The sequence below is a fragment of the Carnobacterium sp. genome (assembly GCF_040274945.1).
In the GTDB taxonomy this organism is placed as follows: Bacteria; Bacillota; Bacilli; order Lactobacillales; family Carnobacteriaceae; genus Carnobacterium_B.
This window is the reverse complement of record NZ_JBEMAR010000002.1, coordinates 54971-69785: the sequence shown is the minus strand read 5'-3', so window position 1 is coordinate 69785 and position 14815 is coordinate 54971. Positions and strand designations below refer to the sequence as shown.

The 14815-nt window shown below is 35.0% G+C and carries 17 protein-coding genes; 13 read left to right on the top strand and 4 right to left on the bottom strand.

Features of this window, described 5'->3' with window-relative positions:
* Position 1 precedes the first annotated feature (1 nt).
* Entirely contained in the window at positions 2-1111 is a 1110-nt protein-coding gene (locus ABS916_RS02770) for a CamS family sex pheromone protein (RefSeq protein ID WP_350450456.1), read from the top strand.
* 198 nt (positions 1112-1309) lie between these two features.
* On the opposite strand, the gene ABS916_RS02765 is transcribed toward ABS916_RS02770, so the two are convergent.
* A complete protein-coding gene (locus tag ABS916_RS02765; RefSeq protein WP_350450455.1) occupies positions 1310-2050 on the bottom strand; it encodes an alpha/beta fold hydrolase in 741 nt (246 codons plus the stop codon).
* Between the two features lie 154 nt (positions 2051-2204).
* Here ABS916_RS02765 and gatC point away from each other — a divergent pair, with 154 nt between their 5' ends.
* The 5 genes from gatC (at position 2205) to rlmD (ending at position 8226) form a co-directional block, all read left to right on the top strand.
* Positions 2205-2510, top strand: a complete 306-nt coding sequence (gene gatC / locus ABS916_RS02760) for an Asp-tRNA(Asn)/Glu-tRNA(Gln) amidotransferase subunit GatC (RefSeq protein ID WP_251165470.1) — start codon at positions 2205-2207, stop codon at positions 2508-2510.
* A gap of 1 nt (position 2511) precedes the next feature.
* Entirely contained in the window at positions 2512-3966 is a 1455-nt protein-coding gene (gene gatA / locus ABS916_RS02755; protein WP_350450454.1) for an Asp-tRNA(Asn)/Glu-tRNA(Gln) amidotransferase subunit GatA, read from the top strand.
* A 15-nt stretch (positions 3967-3981) separates the two neighbouring features.
* Positions 3982-5412 (top strand): Asp-tRNA(Asn)/Glu-tRNA(Gln) amidotransferase subunit GatB, encoded by a 1431-nt coding sequence (gatB, locus tag ABS916_RS02750; protein WP_350450453.1) that lies wholly within the window; start codon positions 3982-3984, stop codon positions 5410-5412.
* A 30-nt stretch (positions 5413-5442) separates the two neighbouring features.
* Positions 5443-6501, top strand: coding sequence for a diacylglycerol kinase (locus ABS916_RS02745; protein ID WP_350450452.1), 1059 nt, complete (start codon positions 5443-5445; stop codon positions 6499-6501).
* Positions 6502-6849: 348 nt separating this feature from the next.
* The gene (rlmD, locus tag ABS916_RS02740; protein WP_350450451.1) at positions 6850-8226 is read left to right on the top strand and encodes a 23S rRNA (uracil(1939)-C(5))-methyltransferase RlmD; all 1377 of its coding nucleotides are present in this window, start codon (positions 6850-6852) and stop codon (positions 8224-8226) included.
* Positions 8227-8710: 484 nt separating this feature from the next.
* Here rlmD and ABS916_RS02735 read toward each other — a convergent pair whose 3' ends face one another.
* Together ABS916_RS02735 and ABS916_RS02730 are read right to left on the bottom strand one after the other, a co-directional pair.
* Complete coding sequence (locus tag ABS916_RS02735) at positions 8711-9106, bottom strand: hypothetical protein (RefSeq protein WP_350450450.1); 396 nt, start codon at positions 9104-9106, stop codon at positions 8711-8713.
* A 40-nt stretch (positions 9107-9146) separates the two neighbouring features.
* Positions 9147-9389 carry a hypothetical protein gene (locus ABS916_RS02730; RefSeq protein ID WP_350450449.1) on the bottom strand — a complete coding sequence of 81 codons (243 nt, stop codon included), beginning with the start codon at positions 9387-9389 and terminating at the stop codon, positions 9147-9149.
* A gap of 165 nt (positions 9390-9554) precedes the next feature.
* On the opposite strand from ABS916_RS02730, the gene ABS916_RS02725 reads away from it, so the two are divergent.
* The 7 genes from ABS916_RS02725 to ABS916_RS02695 all read left to right on the top strand — a co-directional run bounded on the left by ABS916_RS02725 (position 9555) and on the right by ABS916_RS02695 (position 13765).
* Positions 9555-9770, top strand: a complete 216-nt coding sequence (locus tag ABS916_RS02725) for a hypothetical protein (RefSeq protein ID WP_350450448.1) — start codon at positions 9555-9557, stop codon at positions 9768-9770.
* 147 nt (positions 9771-9917) lie between these two features.
* Positions 9918-10073, top strand: coding sequence for a hypothetical protein (locus ABS916_RS02720; RefSeq protein WP_350450447.1), 156 nt, complete (start codon positions 9918-9920; stop codon positions 10071-10073).
* 23 nt (positions 10074-10096) lie between these two features.
* Positions 10097-10288, top strand: a complete 192-nt coding sequence (locus tag ABS916_RS02715) for a hypothetical protein (protein WP_350450446.1) — start codon at positions 10097-10099, stop codon at positions 10286-10288.
* A gap of 294 nt (positions 10289-10582) precedes the next feature.
* Positions 10583-10762: a hypothetical protein gene (locus tag ABS916_RS02710; RefSeq protein ID WP_350450445.1), complete on the top strand. Its 180-nt coding sequence runs from the start codon at positions 10583-10585 to the stop codon at positions 10760-10762.
* A gap of 562 nt (positions 10763-11324) precedes the next feature.
* On the top strand, positions 11325-12404 hold the full coding sequence (locus ABS916_RS02705) for a S66 family peptidase (RefSeq protein WP_350450444.1): 1080 nt from the start codon (positions 11325-11327) through the stop codon (positions 12402-12404).
* A 156-nt stretch (positions 12405-12560) separates the two neighbouring features.
* A complete protein-coding gene (locus ABS916_RS02700) occupies positions 12561-13280 on the top strand; it encodes a pseudouridine synthase (RefSeq protein WP_350450443.1) in 720 nt (239 codons plus the stop codon).
* Positions 13281-13483: 203 nt separating this feature from the next.
* Complete coding sequence (locus tag ABS916_RS02695) at positions 13484-13765, top strand: DUF503 domain-containing protein (protein ID WP_350450442.1); 282 nt, start codon at positions 13484-13486, stop codon at positions 13763-13765.
* A gap of 46 nt (positions 13766-13811) precedes the next feature.
* Here the strand turns inward: ABS916_RS02695 and ABS916_RS02690 are convergent, their stop codons facing one another.
* Positions 13812-14654: a glycosyltransferase family 8 protein gene (locus ABS916_RS02690; RefSeq protein ID WP_350450441.1), complete on the bottom strand. Its 843-nt coding sequence runs from the start codon at positions 14652-14654 to the stop codon at positions 13812-13814.
* Positions 14655-14815 lie beyond the last annotated feature (161 nt).

The following is a 14815-nucleotide window of genomic DNA, read 5'->3' as shown; positions in this document are numbered from 1 at the left end:
AATGAACAAAAAAGCAATTGCCTTAATGGCTGCCTGTGTATTTCTTTTAAGTGCCTGCCAAACAGAAGATCCGGATATAAAAGAAACAGAGTCTGTTGGCGAAGAAACTGAAACAACAAGCCAATTATCAGGTGATTATTACAGTGCAATCATTACGGATGGAACTTACAAAACCAGTTTAAATAGAGGGGTAACGTTAGGATTGAACTCAAATGTAAATTTAAAGGCGTTTGAGACTGGGCTAATGGACTTATCACAAAGCCATTTTTCACCAGATTCCTACTACTTTCAAGAAGGTCAATATGTTAATGCTGAAACCACTAGTAAATGGTTGGCTCGTGCGAGTGAAGAGAATCCAGAAGGACTGAATCCAGAAGACAATGGAAACCTTGAACCAAATGAACGGAATCCAATTTATTTAGACTCGTTGTTGGAACAAAATTATATGGTACAAAAAGATAATGGATTTGCACTAGGTGGGATTTCTATAGGTTTAGCAATGAATACTGTAGATTATTATACAAAAAAAGAATTCGGCGCAGAATTTGAAACAGAAATTTCGCGAGAAGAATTACTAGCAGAAGGTAAAAAAATGGCTGATAAAATTGTGCAACGCTTACGGGAAACGGAAGGTGTTGGAGATATTCCGATTGTTGTTGGTATCTTTGAACAATCCACGAAAGATAACTTAGCTGGTGGTGTGTACATTTCAGAAGCAATAAGCCAAGATGGGGCAACTACAGTACAGAATTGGGAGCCTATCAATCAAAAGAAAGTGGTATTTCCAACTAGTGGAGAAGAAAGTACTGAGTTATCCAGCTTTGCAAACTTCAAATCAGAAATTGAAAATTTCTTTCCAAACTTAAGTGGTGTCACAGCTGAAGCACTCTATACGGATGACCAAATTGTGAATATGAAAGTATCGATCAATACACAATTTTATGGAGAAAGTGAGATTATTGCGTTTACCCAAAATGTCGCTGAAAAAGCTTCTTCGTATTTATTGCCCAATATACCAATAGAGATTACAATAAAATCAATAAACGGTACTGAAGCATTCCTATCTCGAGAAGCAGGCGAAACCGAATTCTATACCCACGTATTTGATTAGGATGCGTAGCACACCGCTTAGACTTGACAGAAAAACAAGGAATATCGCAGAGGATGTTTCATCTTTAGAGCGATTTTAAGAGAGTCAGTCGAATCCTTATAAATGAATAAACTTTAAAATAAAAAACCTTCCAGAATTTTGGGAGGTTTTTATTATCTTTAGAAAAATATTTTCGTGCTAGTACTTAGCCACATTTTTTTACAACAATTCATTCACAAAAAATGTTGTGACTTCTCTCATGGTGTTTGTTTTCACCAAATGAACTTCGTCCTCGTCTCTAAAGTAAATATTTGACAAATCTTTTTGTTCTTCTGCAAAATCGGCAGCGTGTTGATAAGGTACAATTTGGTCCTGTTTTCCATGCCAAATAAATAAAGGTCGACCTTGTAATGTTTCTGGGTGTAACGACAGATCGTAATTTGGAATCCAGTTCAATAATTCATCATAATCTTGTGGCAAGTATCGGTTTAATTTACTGGCATGTTCCACAATAAGTTCTTGATAAACCTGTAATTTTGGTGACCCCATCAAACAAGCAGCTGCTTTGATTTCCGGATGATGTGTCAATAAGGCACATGTCGTTATGCCACCCATGGATGTTCCTCCAATCCCAATCACGCCATCAACAAACCCAATTTTTCGGAAATAATCAATGATAAAGCCAAACTCAAATAAATTCGAGTGAATACTTTGCCAAAAGGTCAAGGAAGGAATTTTTGAAACTGGCTGCTTGCGTTCTCCGTGATTCACGGCATCTGGCAATATTACACGAAATCCTTGTTGCGCTAAATAACGAGCTTGTGTCAAATTCAATTCTTTTGACGATTGCCAACCATGATAATAGATCACCAAGGGAAGCAGATCATTTCGTTGTTTCCTTGGTACGACTTCTAGCAACGGTATGGTTCCTAATGTTCTTTTTCGTATAGTTAGTTTCACTTTATCCACCTCAAAGCTATCCTATCAAACTATTGTTACGAAGTGAAGCGAATTTAAATGAGATTTAAGATACAGCATATAAGTGGTTTATGGTATTATAGTAAAGGAGTTTGAACTAAGATAATTTATTCAAAGAAAGCGAGTGAACAAACCGATGGCTATTACTGAAGAGGACGTAAAACACGTCGCAAAATTAGCAAAACTAGAAATTAGTGACAAAGGTATTGCCCATTTCACAGAACAAATGGATGCTATTATGCATATGGTAGAACAATTAGATGAGTTAGATACTGAAAATGTGCCTGTAACGGTTCATGGTTTGCGCACATACAATGTTATGCGTGAAGACAAAGCCGTTCCGGGAACAGATCGCGAATTGCTATTTAAAAATGTTAAAGAAGAAAAAGACGGCTTAATTAAAGTTCCTGCAATAATGGACAATGGGGAGGCAGGAGCATAGTATGGATATAACAAATTACACAGTAGAAGAATTGCATGAATTGCTTGTAAAAAAAGAAGTAACCGCTCAAGAAATTGTTAAAGCTGTTTTTGCTCGTATTGGCGAAACAGAGGATAAAATTGGTGCTTTTATTACGTTGACTGAAGAAGAAGCTCTTGAACAAGCTCGAAAAGTAGACGAAGAAGGCATTGACCCGAATAATGTTCTTTCAGGTATTCCAATCGGTATCAAAGACAATATCGTAACAAATGGTACACGTACAACAGCAGCTAGTAAAATTTTGGAAGACTTTGTTCCGATTTATGATGCAACGGTTACGAAAAAAGTAAAAGAAGCGAAAATGATTTCAGTTGGGAAATTAAACATGGATGAATTCGCTATGGGCGGAAGTACTGAAACGTCTTATTACAAAAAGACACGTAACCCATGGAATCTAGATAAAGTTCCTGGTGGCTCTTCAGGTGGATCTGCAGCAGCAGTAGCAGCGGGGCAAATTCCAGTTTCATTAGGTACAGATACTGGTGGATCGATTCGTCAACCAGCAGCATTTAACGGAATCGTTGGGATGAAACCAACTTATGGCCGTGTGTCTCGTTTTGGTTTGATTGCTTTTGGATCTAGTTTGGATCAAATTGGACCATTTACACGTACCGTTAAAGACAATGCTTTAGTTTTAAATGCTATCAGCGGACATGATGCAAGTGATTCAATGAGTTATGAAGGTGAAGTTCCAGATTTTACTGCTGGGATCGAGTCTGGCGTCAAAGGTATGAAAATTGGTGTTCCAACTGAATACTTAAATGAAAAAGGGTTAGAAGAAGGCGTTAAAGAAGCCGTTCTTAAAGCTATCGATACCTTCAAATCATTAGGAGCTATCGTTGAAGAAGTGAGCTTGCCACATTCAAAATATGGCGTACCTGCTTACTATATTATTGCTTCTTCAGAAGCTTCTTCAAACTTACAACGTTTTGATGGTGTTCGTTATGGTTACCGTTCGCCTGAAGCGAAAACGCTTGATGAAGTCTATGTGAAATCACGTACTGAAGGTTTTGGTATGGAAGTAAAACGTCGTATCATGCTTGGAACATTCTCGTTGAGTTCAGGTTTTTATGATGCTCACTTTAAAAAAGCTGGACAAGCTAGAACATTGATCAGACAAGACTTTGATAATGTATTTAAAGAATTTGATTTGATATTAGGGCCTACAACACCAACGACTGCATTTGGAATTGGCGAACAAATCGATGATCCAATTGCAATGTACCTAAGCGATATCTTAACAGTTCCAGTTAATTTAGCAGGTGTACCAGCTATCTCTATTCCATGCGGATTCTCAAATGATCTGCCAGTAGGTCTGCAATTGATCGGAAAGCATTTCGATGAAGAAACAATTTATAAAGCGGCCTATGCTTTTGAACAAGCTACTGACTTTCATAAAGAAAAACCAAATTTGTAGGAGGAGAGAATAGATATGAACTTTGAAACAGTAATTGGACTAGAAGTCCACGTAGAATTAAAAACCGACTCAAAAATGTTCTCACCTGCTCCAGCTCACTTTGGTGCGGAACCGAACACAAACACAAACGTTATTGACTGGGGTTACCCTGGGGTCTTACCCGTTATCAATAAAGGTGCTATTGAATTTGGAATGAAAGCTGCTTTAGCTTTAAATTGTGTGATTTCACAAGATACCAAATTTGATCGCAAGAACTATTTTTATCCAGATAATCCAAAAGCTTACCAAATCTCACAATTTGACCAACCGATCGGACATGATGGATGGATCGAAATTGAAGTTGAAGGCAAGAAAAAGAAAATCCGTATTGAACGCGTACATTTAGAAGAGGATGCTGGTAAAAATACGCATGGAACAGATGGCTATTCTTATGTTGACTTAAACCGTCAAGGAACACCGCTGATTGAAATCGTATCTGAAGCAGATATGCGTTCACCGGAAGAAGCTTATGCTTATTTAGAAGCGATTAAACAAATCGTTCAATATACTGGTGTAAGTGATGTGAAAATGGAAGAAGGATCAATGCGTTGTGATGCCAATATTTCTATTCGTCCAATTGGGCAAGAAGAATTTGGAACCAAAACAGAATTAAAAAACTTGAATTCCTTTAACTTTGTTCGTCGCGGGTTAGCTTTTGAAGAAAAACGTCAAGAAAAAGTTCTTTTGTCTGGTGGAGTGATTCAACAAGAAACAAGACGTTACGATGAAGCAACTGGAGATACTCTTTTAATGCGTGTCAAAGAAGGGTCAAGCGATTACCGTTATTTCCCAGAACCTGATCTGCCAAACATTGTGATTGATGAAAAATGGATCGACCGTGTGAAAGTGACTATTCCAGAAATGCCAAAAGATCGTCGTAGCCGTTACATCAGTGAACTAGGATTACCAGAATACGATGCAATGGTCTTAACAGCAACAAAAGAAATGTCAGATTTCTTTGAAGGTATGTTAGCAAATGGAGCAGATGCAAAACAAGCTTCAAACTGGTTGATGGGTGAAGTTTCAGCCTATTTAAACAGTGAAAAGCTAGAGTTACATGAGACAAAATTAACGCCTGAAAACTTATCTGGTATGACCAAATTGATTTCGGATGGAACCATTAGTTCAAAAATGGCGAAAAAAGTATTCCGCGAACTGATCATGAACGGTGGAGACGCTCAAGGAGTCGTTGAAGCAAATGGTTGGGTTCAATTAAGCGACCCTGCAAAATTATTGCCAATCATCAATGACATATTAGACAATAATGCACAATCAATTGAAGACTTTAAAAATGGGAAAGACCGTGCAGTTGGTTTCTTAGTGGGACAAATTATGAAAGCTACCAAAGGCCAAGCTAATCCAGGAGTCGTGAATAAATTATTGATGGATGAATTGAGCAAACGCTAAAATTAGGTGTGAAAGTAAAGGAGAAGATTTATGCGTGCAAGAGTGATTTATAATCCGACATCAGGTCGTGAAATTGTAAAAAAAAATCTAGTAGAAATCTTTCAAGTTTACGAAGATGCAGGGTATGAAACTAGTGCTTATGCGACAACTCCAGAACCTAACTCTGCTCGAAACGAAGCTGAAAGAGCAGCAAAAGCCGGCTTTGATTTAATCGTAGCAGCAGGTGGGGATGGAACGATCAATGAAGTCGTAAATGGGATTGCTGGTTTGGGGAAAAGACCTAAACTGGCAATTATCCCTGCTGGAACAACGAATGATTATGCTAGAGCTTTACACATTCCAAGAAATAATCTAGTAGAAGCAGCAAAAGTAATTCAAAAAGAGCAATCTTTTTTCATGGATATTGGCGAAGCGGTTATGGGAGAAGACTTATCTTATTTCATTAACATTGGCGGTGGTGGGTTATTGACAGAATTAACGTATGACGTTCCATCACAGTTAAAATCAATCTTTGGATACTTAGCTTATTTTGTTAAAGGGGCAGAAGTTTTGCCTCGGATGAAACCTATTCCAATGCACATTGAGTACGATGATGGCATATTTGAGGGAGAAGCAACGATGTTTTTAGTTGCTCTTACCAATTCAATTGGCGGTTTTGAACAAATTGCCCCCGATGCTTTATTAGATGATGGAAAGTTCACGTTAATTATCTTAAAAACTTCCAACTTAGCAGATATCATGTATTTAGTGGCACAAGTCTTGAATGGCGGAAAACATTTAACCAATTCAAAAATTTTATACAAAAAAACAAGTAAAATTGTTGCACGTCCAGGAAACTCGTCTAATATGATGATCAACTTGGATGGCGAATACGGCGGAAACGCACCCGTTACGTTTTCTAATTTGCATCAACACATTGAAATCATTGTATCTACGGATGATATTCAAAAGGCCGTTGATAAGAAAGATGAAGATGCTGAGGGAGTGGAAGACGCCTTTATCAAAGAAGTTGAAGAATTAACGAACCAAGACATCAATGGTGATGGTGAAATTCACTCTTCAAAAAAAGAAGCTTATGAGAAAAAATAAGAAAACTTTGAAATAAGGTGAGTTTTCTTGTATAATTACGAGTCAGTACCCAAACTTATGATTAAGAATTGGAAGAAGCCTTTATAGTTAATTTAAAAGGTCGATACTATAGTGTAGATTAGAATCATTAGATAAGAACGTATTTTTAATCCCATCCCGTTTAGCCGGTCGAGTCAGGAACACTCCCAGTTAAGTGGATGATAGAAAGTATCAAATATCTGGCGTACTAACTGACAATGGAGTGTGAAGAAAAGCGGATTTGGTTTTGCTTTTTAGAACACGTTCTTGAATAAACATATACCGACAAACATATGACACGAAATAGGGTCAACGAAGGGAGCTTTTTTTATGAAAGCAGATAAAATAGTACCAGTTAAGAAAAATGAAAAACACACCGTTAAAATTGAAGATTTAACACATGAGGGTATGGGAGTAGCTAGAATACAAGGTTATTCACTATTCATTGAAAATGCTTTACCCGGTGAACAAGTAGAAGTTAAAATTCATAAAACAGGGAAATCTTTTGGTTATGCAAAAGTATTGAATCGTTTAAACTCAAGTGAAGACCGTGTAGTCATCCAAGACGAAAATTATACACGTGTAGGCATTACGCCATTGCAACACATGAGATACCCAGCACAATTAAACTTTAAAAAACAACAAGTTATGAACAGTATGCAACGCATTGCAAAATTACCAGAAGTACCCGTATACGATACAATTGGAATGGCTAACCCATCAGGTTACCGTAACAAAGCACAAATACCGGTACGTAAAATCAATGACAAATTGACTACTGGTTTTTTCCGTAAAAACAGCCATGAAGTGATTCCAATGGAAAACTTCTACATTCAAGATCCTAAAATTGATGAAACAATCATCGCTGTCCGTGATATCATGCGTGAATATGGCGTTAAACCATACAACGAAAATGAAAATACAGGTAACTTGCGTCACATTATTGTTCGTCGTGGATACTATACTGGCGAAATTATGATCGTATTAGTAACAAGAACAGCTAAATTGTTCCCTACAAGCAAAATCATTCCAGATATTCTTGAAGCAATTCCAGAAGTTGTCAGCATTGTTCAAAATGTTAACCCTAAACACACAAATGTGATTTTAGGCGACGATGCAATTGTTTTATATGGCGAAGATAAATTTAGAGATACTTTATTAGGCAACACATTTGAAATTTCTCACCGTTCATTCTACCAAGTGAACCCACTTCAAACTGAGAAATTGTATCAAACGGTTTTAGACTTTGCTGAATTAACGGGCGAAGAAACAGTTATTGATGCCTACAGTGGAATTGGGACCATTACATTAACATTAGCTAAAAATGCTAAACATGTTTATGGAATCGAAGTAATTGAACCAGCTGTAGAAAATGCAAAAGCAAATGCTGAATTAAACAATATTGATAATGTGACCTTTGAAGCAGGTGCTGCTGAAGAAGTTATGGTTAAATGGAGTGAAGAAGGCCGTACAGCTGATTTATTAGTTGTTGACCCTCCTCGTAAAGGTCTTGAAAAAGAATTTACTGAGGCTGTTCTTGAAATGAAACCAACAAAAATGATTTACGTAAGTTGTAATCCAGCAACATTAGCACGTGACTTAGCTTTACTTTCAGAAGGCGGATATACAGTTAAAAAAGTTCAACCTGTAGATCTATTCCCTCAAACAACTCACGTGGAAAGTGTTACTTTATTAGTTCGTGATTAATCATTTTATATATATGAAAGAGCTGTTTGAAGCTCATTCAGTAAACTCATTCTTATTTTTGGTGGATCATTCCTTCAAGAGTAAGAATGAGTTTTTTTGTTTTGCAAATAGGAGTAAACCACTTGTCCATGAAATGACCGTTAACGGAAGAGTAGAGGTCAAAAAGTAGGCTACTTGTCCGAAAAATGGCTCTTCATGGATGAGTGACGACAAAAAATAGCTTCACTTCTCCATCAAAGTTGGTTTAATGGAGGAGTGAAACAATATATTCTACTTTTATTCTCCTGTAGGACAAGGTAGTTGCAGATAGAAACCTAAAATTGGTAAACTAAAGAAAATATGATTCTTGCACCAAATTGAGAGGAAATTGTATAAATTAGAGGAAACGGATTGAGAATAAATAAAAAGTTAGCACCAACTCTTAGAAAAATAACTCTAAGTTTAGGTGCTAACTTATTTTTGATTGATAAATTATATAATAATTCTATCGTTTAATATAAAGTAAAACAGTTAAACTTAGGTAAAACCCAAGAGTCAATTCGACAAAAGGGGTACCAATGAGGTTGAGAGCTGCATAAATGGATAAACTATAACCAAAGTAATAACCAACCAATAAGAAAATTAAAATAGCTATCCAGGCAATTAGGATCCATTTTGTAAACTTATCTTTTTTATCAAAGTAATGAACTAATTGGTAACTGATTAACGTTATAGTTATGCTGAGGAGTAGCCAACAGATACTAATTGCCCAAAAACCTGTTAAACTATAAGTCTGAGCAGAAATTATTTTTGCATAGTAAATAATCCATGGAACTATCCCTAGCGTTACAATAGGAAACAATGTAACAAGTAATGGATTGAAAAATGATCTTTTCTTCATATGTATACCTCCATTTTGAGAGTCTATTTTATAAATAAGTTTAACGATTTATTAATGACAATAGTAATCCTAAAATTAGTAACAAAATAAAGGTGTATCTAGAAAATAAATAAGTTTTTGGCAACGGTTCTTTAATCGTTAGTAAATCGTAACTATTAATAGCGATTGCTAGTGAAAGAATAAAAGGATTTCCATTAATATCTTTAGGATAAAAAATGAAACCAATAATAACAGCTAAATTTATACCAACAAGTAAAAGAGCTTTTTGTTTATAAGTTTTCATTGTTACTTATCCTTTCTTATAGTAGTGTATTAAGAAATGACTAAGCGTTTTGTTAAGTCACTTACTAATCCTATTATCCCTTATTTTGATTAAATTTTAAAGAACGGATCAGTTTACAATTAGCAACTATTGGTTGCACTTAATAAATAAAAGAGGAGTGTTGAAATGATGGGTGAAATAGAAGAAGTTGGAATTTGTTATAAAGAGGATCTCTACACAGAGCTTGTGTACATAAATAAAAATGAAAAAGATTTATTGTTAAAAATTATAATGGACGAAACGATTGAAGTGTTTAAAATAACAGACAAAGAAATCAAAAAAAGCGAATTAGATAGTTTAATGTTTGAAGGAATGACTATTCAATTTTATGAAGAAGAATAATTTTGACAAGTCTATAAATGTTGCTACTATAAGGATGCAACTGCTGGTTGCTACCGTGTAAACTAATAGGTTCTTTTAAAAGAAAGACCTTTCATAGATAATTTAGACAGTAAAAAGATTTAAGGAATTATCTATGGAGGAGTTTAAGTGAAAAAAATAAATAAATCTCAATGGTATCACTATTTCTCTATTTTAATTTTTGGAATAGCGATTTTTGAAATATTGAATCAAAGACTTGGCTTAGGATATGCTCTAATAGCCATTGGATATTACATGCTTCGCAGATCAGATATTGAGAAATAAGTTTTGGCTAGAGTTACATAAAAATGACTATTCAGAAGAGCAAATTCAATATGAAGAACTTAATTTTAATTCCTTTTTGTTCACTCGTTTTGATTGGCTGCGGTAATAATGACGAGACAACTATTCAAGAAGTAAATCCTATCTCAAACCTTGATCCAATTTCAAATGAACCAGGAGATGTAACTATAGTCTCTGAAAAGTCAGGAATAACCTAAGCCATTCTTAATTCTATCGGTCCAACAGTTGATGCAGAGATCATAGAAGATGGAGATAAATTAAAGATAGCTTTTACAGATACAGTAATACCAGAAGAAGCGGATGACTATTATACACCACTTTATTATGAAATTAATGTGGATAAAGATTATGAACACGAGTACTTAATTGTATTATTGAATGGTGAAGACGCTATACTAAATAGTTTAATTATACAATAAGTCATGTTATACATAATAGTTACCTGAAGTATAAAGGAATGAAAAGGCTTGTTTGATAGGGGCGTGTATTAAATGATTAGTGAAGTAAGGAAAAAAGAATGGCTAGCTCTTTTGTTGTGGATGGGTGTACTGCTTTTTTTACTGATGATTGATGATCATTATCCACTTTTTACTAACGCGCGAGTATTTATAGTTCCTTTTTGTTGGGTAGGAAGTTGGACTACCAAATATTATTTAAAAAGAAATCATTAAATAGATGACCAACTTATATGTGTGAAAACTTAGGCATATTTGTTGTAGAAGTAAGACTGAATCAGTTAAAATATAAAAAGATTACAGGAATACTGTTGAAATAAAAGTAAATGGCTAGTACAATTTGATAACGCTAACATATAAACATAGAGGTGTAAAATGATTGAAGACTTTGTAGATTCTATATTATTAATTTTAAAAGTTCTTTTGGCACTAACTTTAACAACTTACACACAGAGTCATATTCCACAATTGGATTTTTTAACAGTAAGCAACAGTTTTTATGCTTGGAGCTACTTTCTAATTCTTTATTGCGGTTACTTTTTTATTGTATCTAAAGCAATTTCATATTTTTACGATATCGATTGAGTTTATATTTAAATAAAAAAATGCGTCTACTACATAAAGTAGTGGACGCATTTTTTAATAACATTTAGAATAAGGAGTCAAACCAACACTAAAATTAAAAAATCATCTAATAGAATGCTATTTTTAAAGAAGTTTGGTATATTATTAAAAATACATATATTATTTTAGAGGAAAACTAAAAAGGAGGGAAATTATGATAAAACCCTATTCGTTAAAAAACGGAGATAAAGTAGCCATAGTTAGTCTTTCGAGCGGTATTTTAGGAGAGGAATTTTGTGCGCACCAATTAGAACTAGGAAAAAAACGCTTAGAGGCTTTAGGATTGAAACCAGTATTTATGACGAATACACTTAAAGGAGTAGAGTATCTAAAAAAACATCCTGAAGAACGAGCACAAGATTTAAAAGACGCATTTAATGATCCATCTATTAAAGGCATTATAGCGGCAATTGGAGGCGACGATACTTATCGATTGCTGCCCTATTTATTGGAAGACGAAGAATTTGTACGGAATGTACAAGAGATGCCTAAATTATTTACAGGATTTTCTGACACTACAATAAACCATTTGATGTTTTACAAATTAGAAATGGTTTCGTTTTATGGACCAAGTTTTATTACAGATATTGCTGAATTAGCGAATCATTTGTTGCCGTACACAAAAGAAACATTACATGGTTACTTTGAAGGTCATGAACAACAAGAAATCCGTTCCAGTAATTTATGGTATGAAGAGCGCACCGATTTTTCTAAACAAGTTTTAGGACAAGATCGGATGCAGCATGATGAAAATTATGGTTATGAAGTTTTGCAAGGAACAGGAACTTTTTCTGGTCCATTGCTTGGAGGTTGCGTGGAAAGTCTCTATGATGTTTTGGTTGGAGAACGATATCCAGATGAAGCAGAGATCTGTAAAAACTATCAATTATTTCCTTCGTTAAAGGAATGGACAGGTAAGATCTTATTTTTAGAAACAAGTGAAGAAAAACCAACTCCAGATACTTTAAAGAAATATTTAAAAACGTTAAAGCAAACGGGAATATTCTCTGTCATTAGTGGAATGATAATTGGAAAACCACAAAACGAGGTGTACTACGAAGATTATAAAGACATCTTTCTAAAAGTGATTGATGATGAGACATTGCCTATTTTATATAATGTTAATTTCGGTCACGCTTATCCTAGATGTGCTTTACCTTATGGTGTAAATGCAACAGTTGATCTCGATGGGAAAATCATCAGGTTAGATGAACCTTATTTTCAAAATTCATAAGAACGGAACAAACACCGACTAGAAAGAAATTTGTTCCATTAAGTTGTTGTGATTGCTTCCTTAGAAGACGATATTAGTCTATTCGCACATTGACAAAGAAGAGAGCTATAACGTATTCTATAACTAGAAAACAGATAAAGTACAAGGAGCAATCGAATGCGGTTAGATAAATTATTGTTTGAGACAGGATTCGGTTCACGCCGTACAGTTAAACGATTGATTAAAAGTAAACAAGTCCAAGTGAATGGACAAATTGCACTAGTGGATAATCTTAATGTGGATCCGCAGTTACAAGAAGTTAAAGTTTCTGGGGAACGCATTCATCATCAACCGCATGTCTACTACATGCTGCATAAGCCAGCTGGTGTAGTGAGTGCAGTAACTGATGTATTGAATCAAACGGTCATTGATTTGATAGACCCTTCCCAACGTGTACCCGGATTATTTCCGGTAGGACGACTAGATAAAGATACTGAGGGATTGCTTTTACTGACAAATAACGGGCAATTGGGTTATCAGTTGCTGATCCCAAAAAAAGAAGTGATAAAGTGTTATGAAGCTGTTGTTAACGAACGAGTCACTAGCGAAGATCAAGATGCATTTGCTTCCGGAATTGTCTTTGATGGAGGCGTTAAATGCAAACCAGCAAAGTTGACCATTCTTAGTCAAAGTGATGCTGAAAGTAAAGTGTTATTGGAGATTAGCGAAGGGAAATTTCATCAAGTTAAGAAAATGTTCTTATCGGTTGGGAAAAAAGTCATTTATCTTAAACGGCTTTCGATGGGTCCGTTGCAGCTCGACAAAACATTGCCATTAGGTTCTTACCGAGCGTTGCATTCAGAAGAACTAGCTGCATTGAAGCCTTATTTCAAATAATTTCTAGTCGGTACTAGTCAAATGAGCTCACATATCAGATGCCATTTGAATAGTAAATCTATTTTATTAGTCAAACAATCCCGAATTTCAGCTAGCATTTGATTAGTAAATCTATTTTATTAATCAAATGACCTCGAATTTTAGCTGTGGTTCGACTAGTACAAACTCAAGATCAGAAAAAATGTGCTTAAAGGAGATTCAACATGATTGTTTTAGGTATGAAAGTATCTTTTCTGATCTACCATTCGTATTCTTTAAAAGATAAACGTAGCGTGATAAAAAGTATTATCAAAAAGACACAAAATAAGTTTAATGTCAGTATTTCTGAAGTAGAAGCACACGATACAATCAATCAGGGTGTGCTAGGAATTGCTGTGGTAAGCAATAATCGGATTTTGTGTCAGCAAACACTGGATCAAGTAATTCAAGAGATTGAAGATAACGGAGAAGTTGAGATCCATTCAATCGAACGAGAAGAACTATAAAAAATGAGACAGAGGAATTAAAATCTCCTCTGTCTCATTTTTATTTTTAATTTTCGTCTTCCATAGGGAATGGCGTTTCAGCTCGTACATTTAAATACTCATCCCGGTAAGGATGATCTGATTCACTTTGCCAAGGCTTAACATGTCCGCTGTAGTGAATTAAAGCCGGTTCATTGCGTGCCTCAGTATATTCTTGGTTCCCAATTTTTGTAGGATGTTTTTGTTCTTTCGTAATAATGTAAGCTTGTGCGTTCCATCGTGGATGAAGGACTAACCAGCGATCATGTAAGATAGCATTTAATGCATCTTGATCATGAAATCTTAACTCATCTGAGTTATCAGTAGCGAATGTTAAAACTTGCTCTGATATTTTTTCAGCACGCCATTTTTCGATATCAATAATCATCATGCCAGAATTAAAATACGTATTGGATTCTGCATCAATTTCCATAGCGTCTAAACGTTCATGGAAACCAGCATCTTCAACAGCTGCTAATAGGTTATCACCTAAATCAACGTTCCAAATATTTTCAATATCTTCTTTAGCAATGATATCACAGTCTAGATAAATTGCTCGTTTGATATCCGTATGTTTAAAATAATTTGGAATCGCAATTCTAAAATAAGCTGTTTTAGGAATACGGTCACTCTCTACCATATCTTCAAATGTCAATGTATCAATTTGCAAATAGCTAACTGAGGCATTGTATTCGTTGACCATTCGATTTAAAGCATCTTTAGAGGTTAGTGAAATATGATCATCAATAACATAAAAGTTAACTCTGGTTTCATCTTTTTTAGTTTTTAAAATAGATAAAAATAATGTAGCTAAATGTGGAACGAATCCGTCATCTGTAGCTGAAACGATTGTAATATCTGAATCTATCATAGTATTTTTCTCCTTTTGAGCACTGAACGACTTAAATGCGTTTCATTTTATGTGCCAGTTGATGTATAACAAGTGAGTTAATCATAATCGTTTACTACTAAAGAATCAAACAAAACGCCTATCTTATAGCAAATAGTGCTGAAAAAAGAAGACGAGTGTTT

Excerpts from the sequence above, each read along its gene's own strand:
- ABS916_RS02770 (WP_350450456.1), top strand. The coding sequence starts at position 2 with ATGAACAAAAAAGCAATTGCCTTAATGGCTGCCTGTGTATTTCTTTTA.
- gatC (WP_251165470.1), top strand. The coding sequence starts at position 2,205 with ATGGCTATTACTGAAGAGGACGTAAAACACGTCGCAAAATTAGCAAAA.
- gatA (WP_350450454.1), top strand. The coding sequence starts at position 2,512 with ATGGATATAACAAATTACACAGTAGAAGAATTGCATGAATTGCTTGTA.
- gatB (WP_350450453.1), top strand. The coding sequence starts at position 3,982 with ATGAACTTTGAAACAGTAATTGGACTAGAAGTCCACGTAGAATTAAAA.
- ABS916_RS02745 (WP_350450452.1), top strand. The coding sequence starts at position 5,443 with ATGCGTGCAAGAGTGATTTATAATCCGACATCAGGTCGTGAAATTGTA.
- rlmD (WP_350450451.1), top strand. The coding sequence starts at position 6,850 with ATGAAAGCAGATAAAATAGTACCAGTTAAGAAAAATGAAAAACACACC.
- ABS916_RS02735 (WP_350450450.1), bottom strand. The coding sequence starts at position 9,106 with ATGAAGAAAAGATCATTTTTCAATCCATTACTTGTTACATTGTTTCCT.
- ABS916_RS02730 (WP_350450449.1), bottom strand. The coding sequence starts at position 9,389 with ATGAAAACTTATAAACAAAAAGCTCTTTTACTTGTTGGTATAAATTTA.
- ABS916_RS02725 (WP_350450448.1), top strand. The coding sequence starts at position 9,555 with ATGATGGGTGAAATAGAAGAAGTTGGAATTTGTTATAAAGAGGATCTC.
- ABS916_RS02715 (WP_350450446.1), top strand. The coding sequence starts at position 10,097 with ATGACTATTCAGAAGAGCAAATTCAATATGAAGAACTTAATTTTAATT.
- ABS916_RS02710 (WP_350450445.1), top strand. The coding sequence starts at position 10,583 with ATGATTAGTGAAGTAAGGAAAAAAGAATGGCTAGCTCTTTTGTTGTGG.
- ABS916_RS02705 (WP_350450444.1), top strand. The coding sequence starts at position 11,325 with ATGATAAAACCCTATTCGTTAAAAAACGGAGATAAAGTAGCCATAGTT.
- ABS916_RS02700 (WP_350450443.1), top strand. The coding sequence starts at position 12,561 with ATGCGGTTAGATAAATTATTGTTTGAGACAGGATTCGGTTCACGCCGT.
- ABS916_RS02695 (WP_350450442.1), top strand. The coding sequence starts at position 13,484 with ATGATTGTTTTAGGTATGAAAGTATCTTTTCTGATCTACCATTCGTAT.
- ABS916_RS02690 (WP_350450441.1), bottom strand. The coding sequence starts at position 14,654 with ATGATAGATTCAGATATTACAATCGTTTCAGCTACAGATGACGGATTC.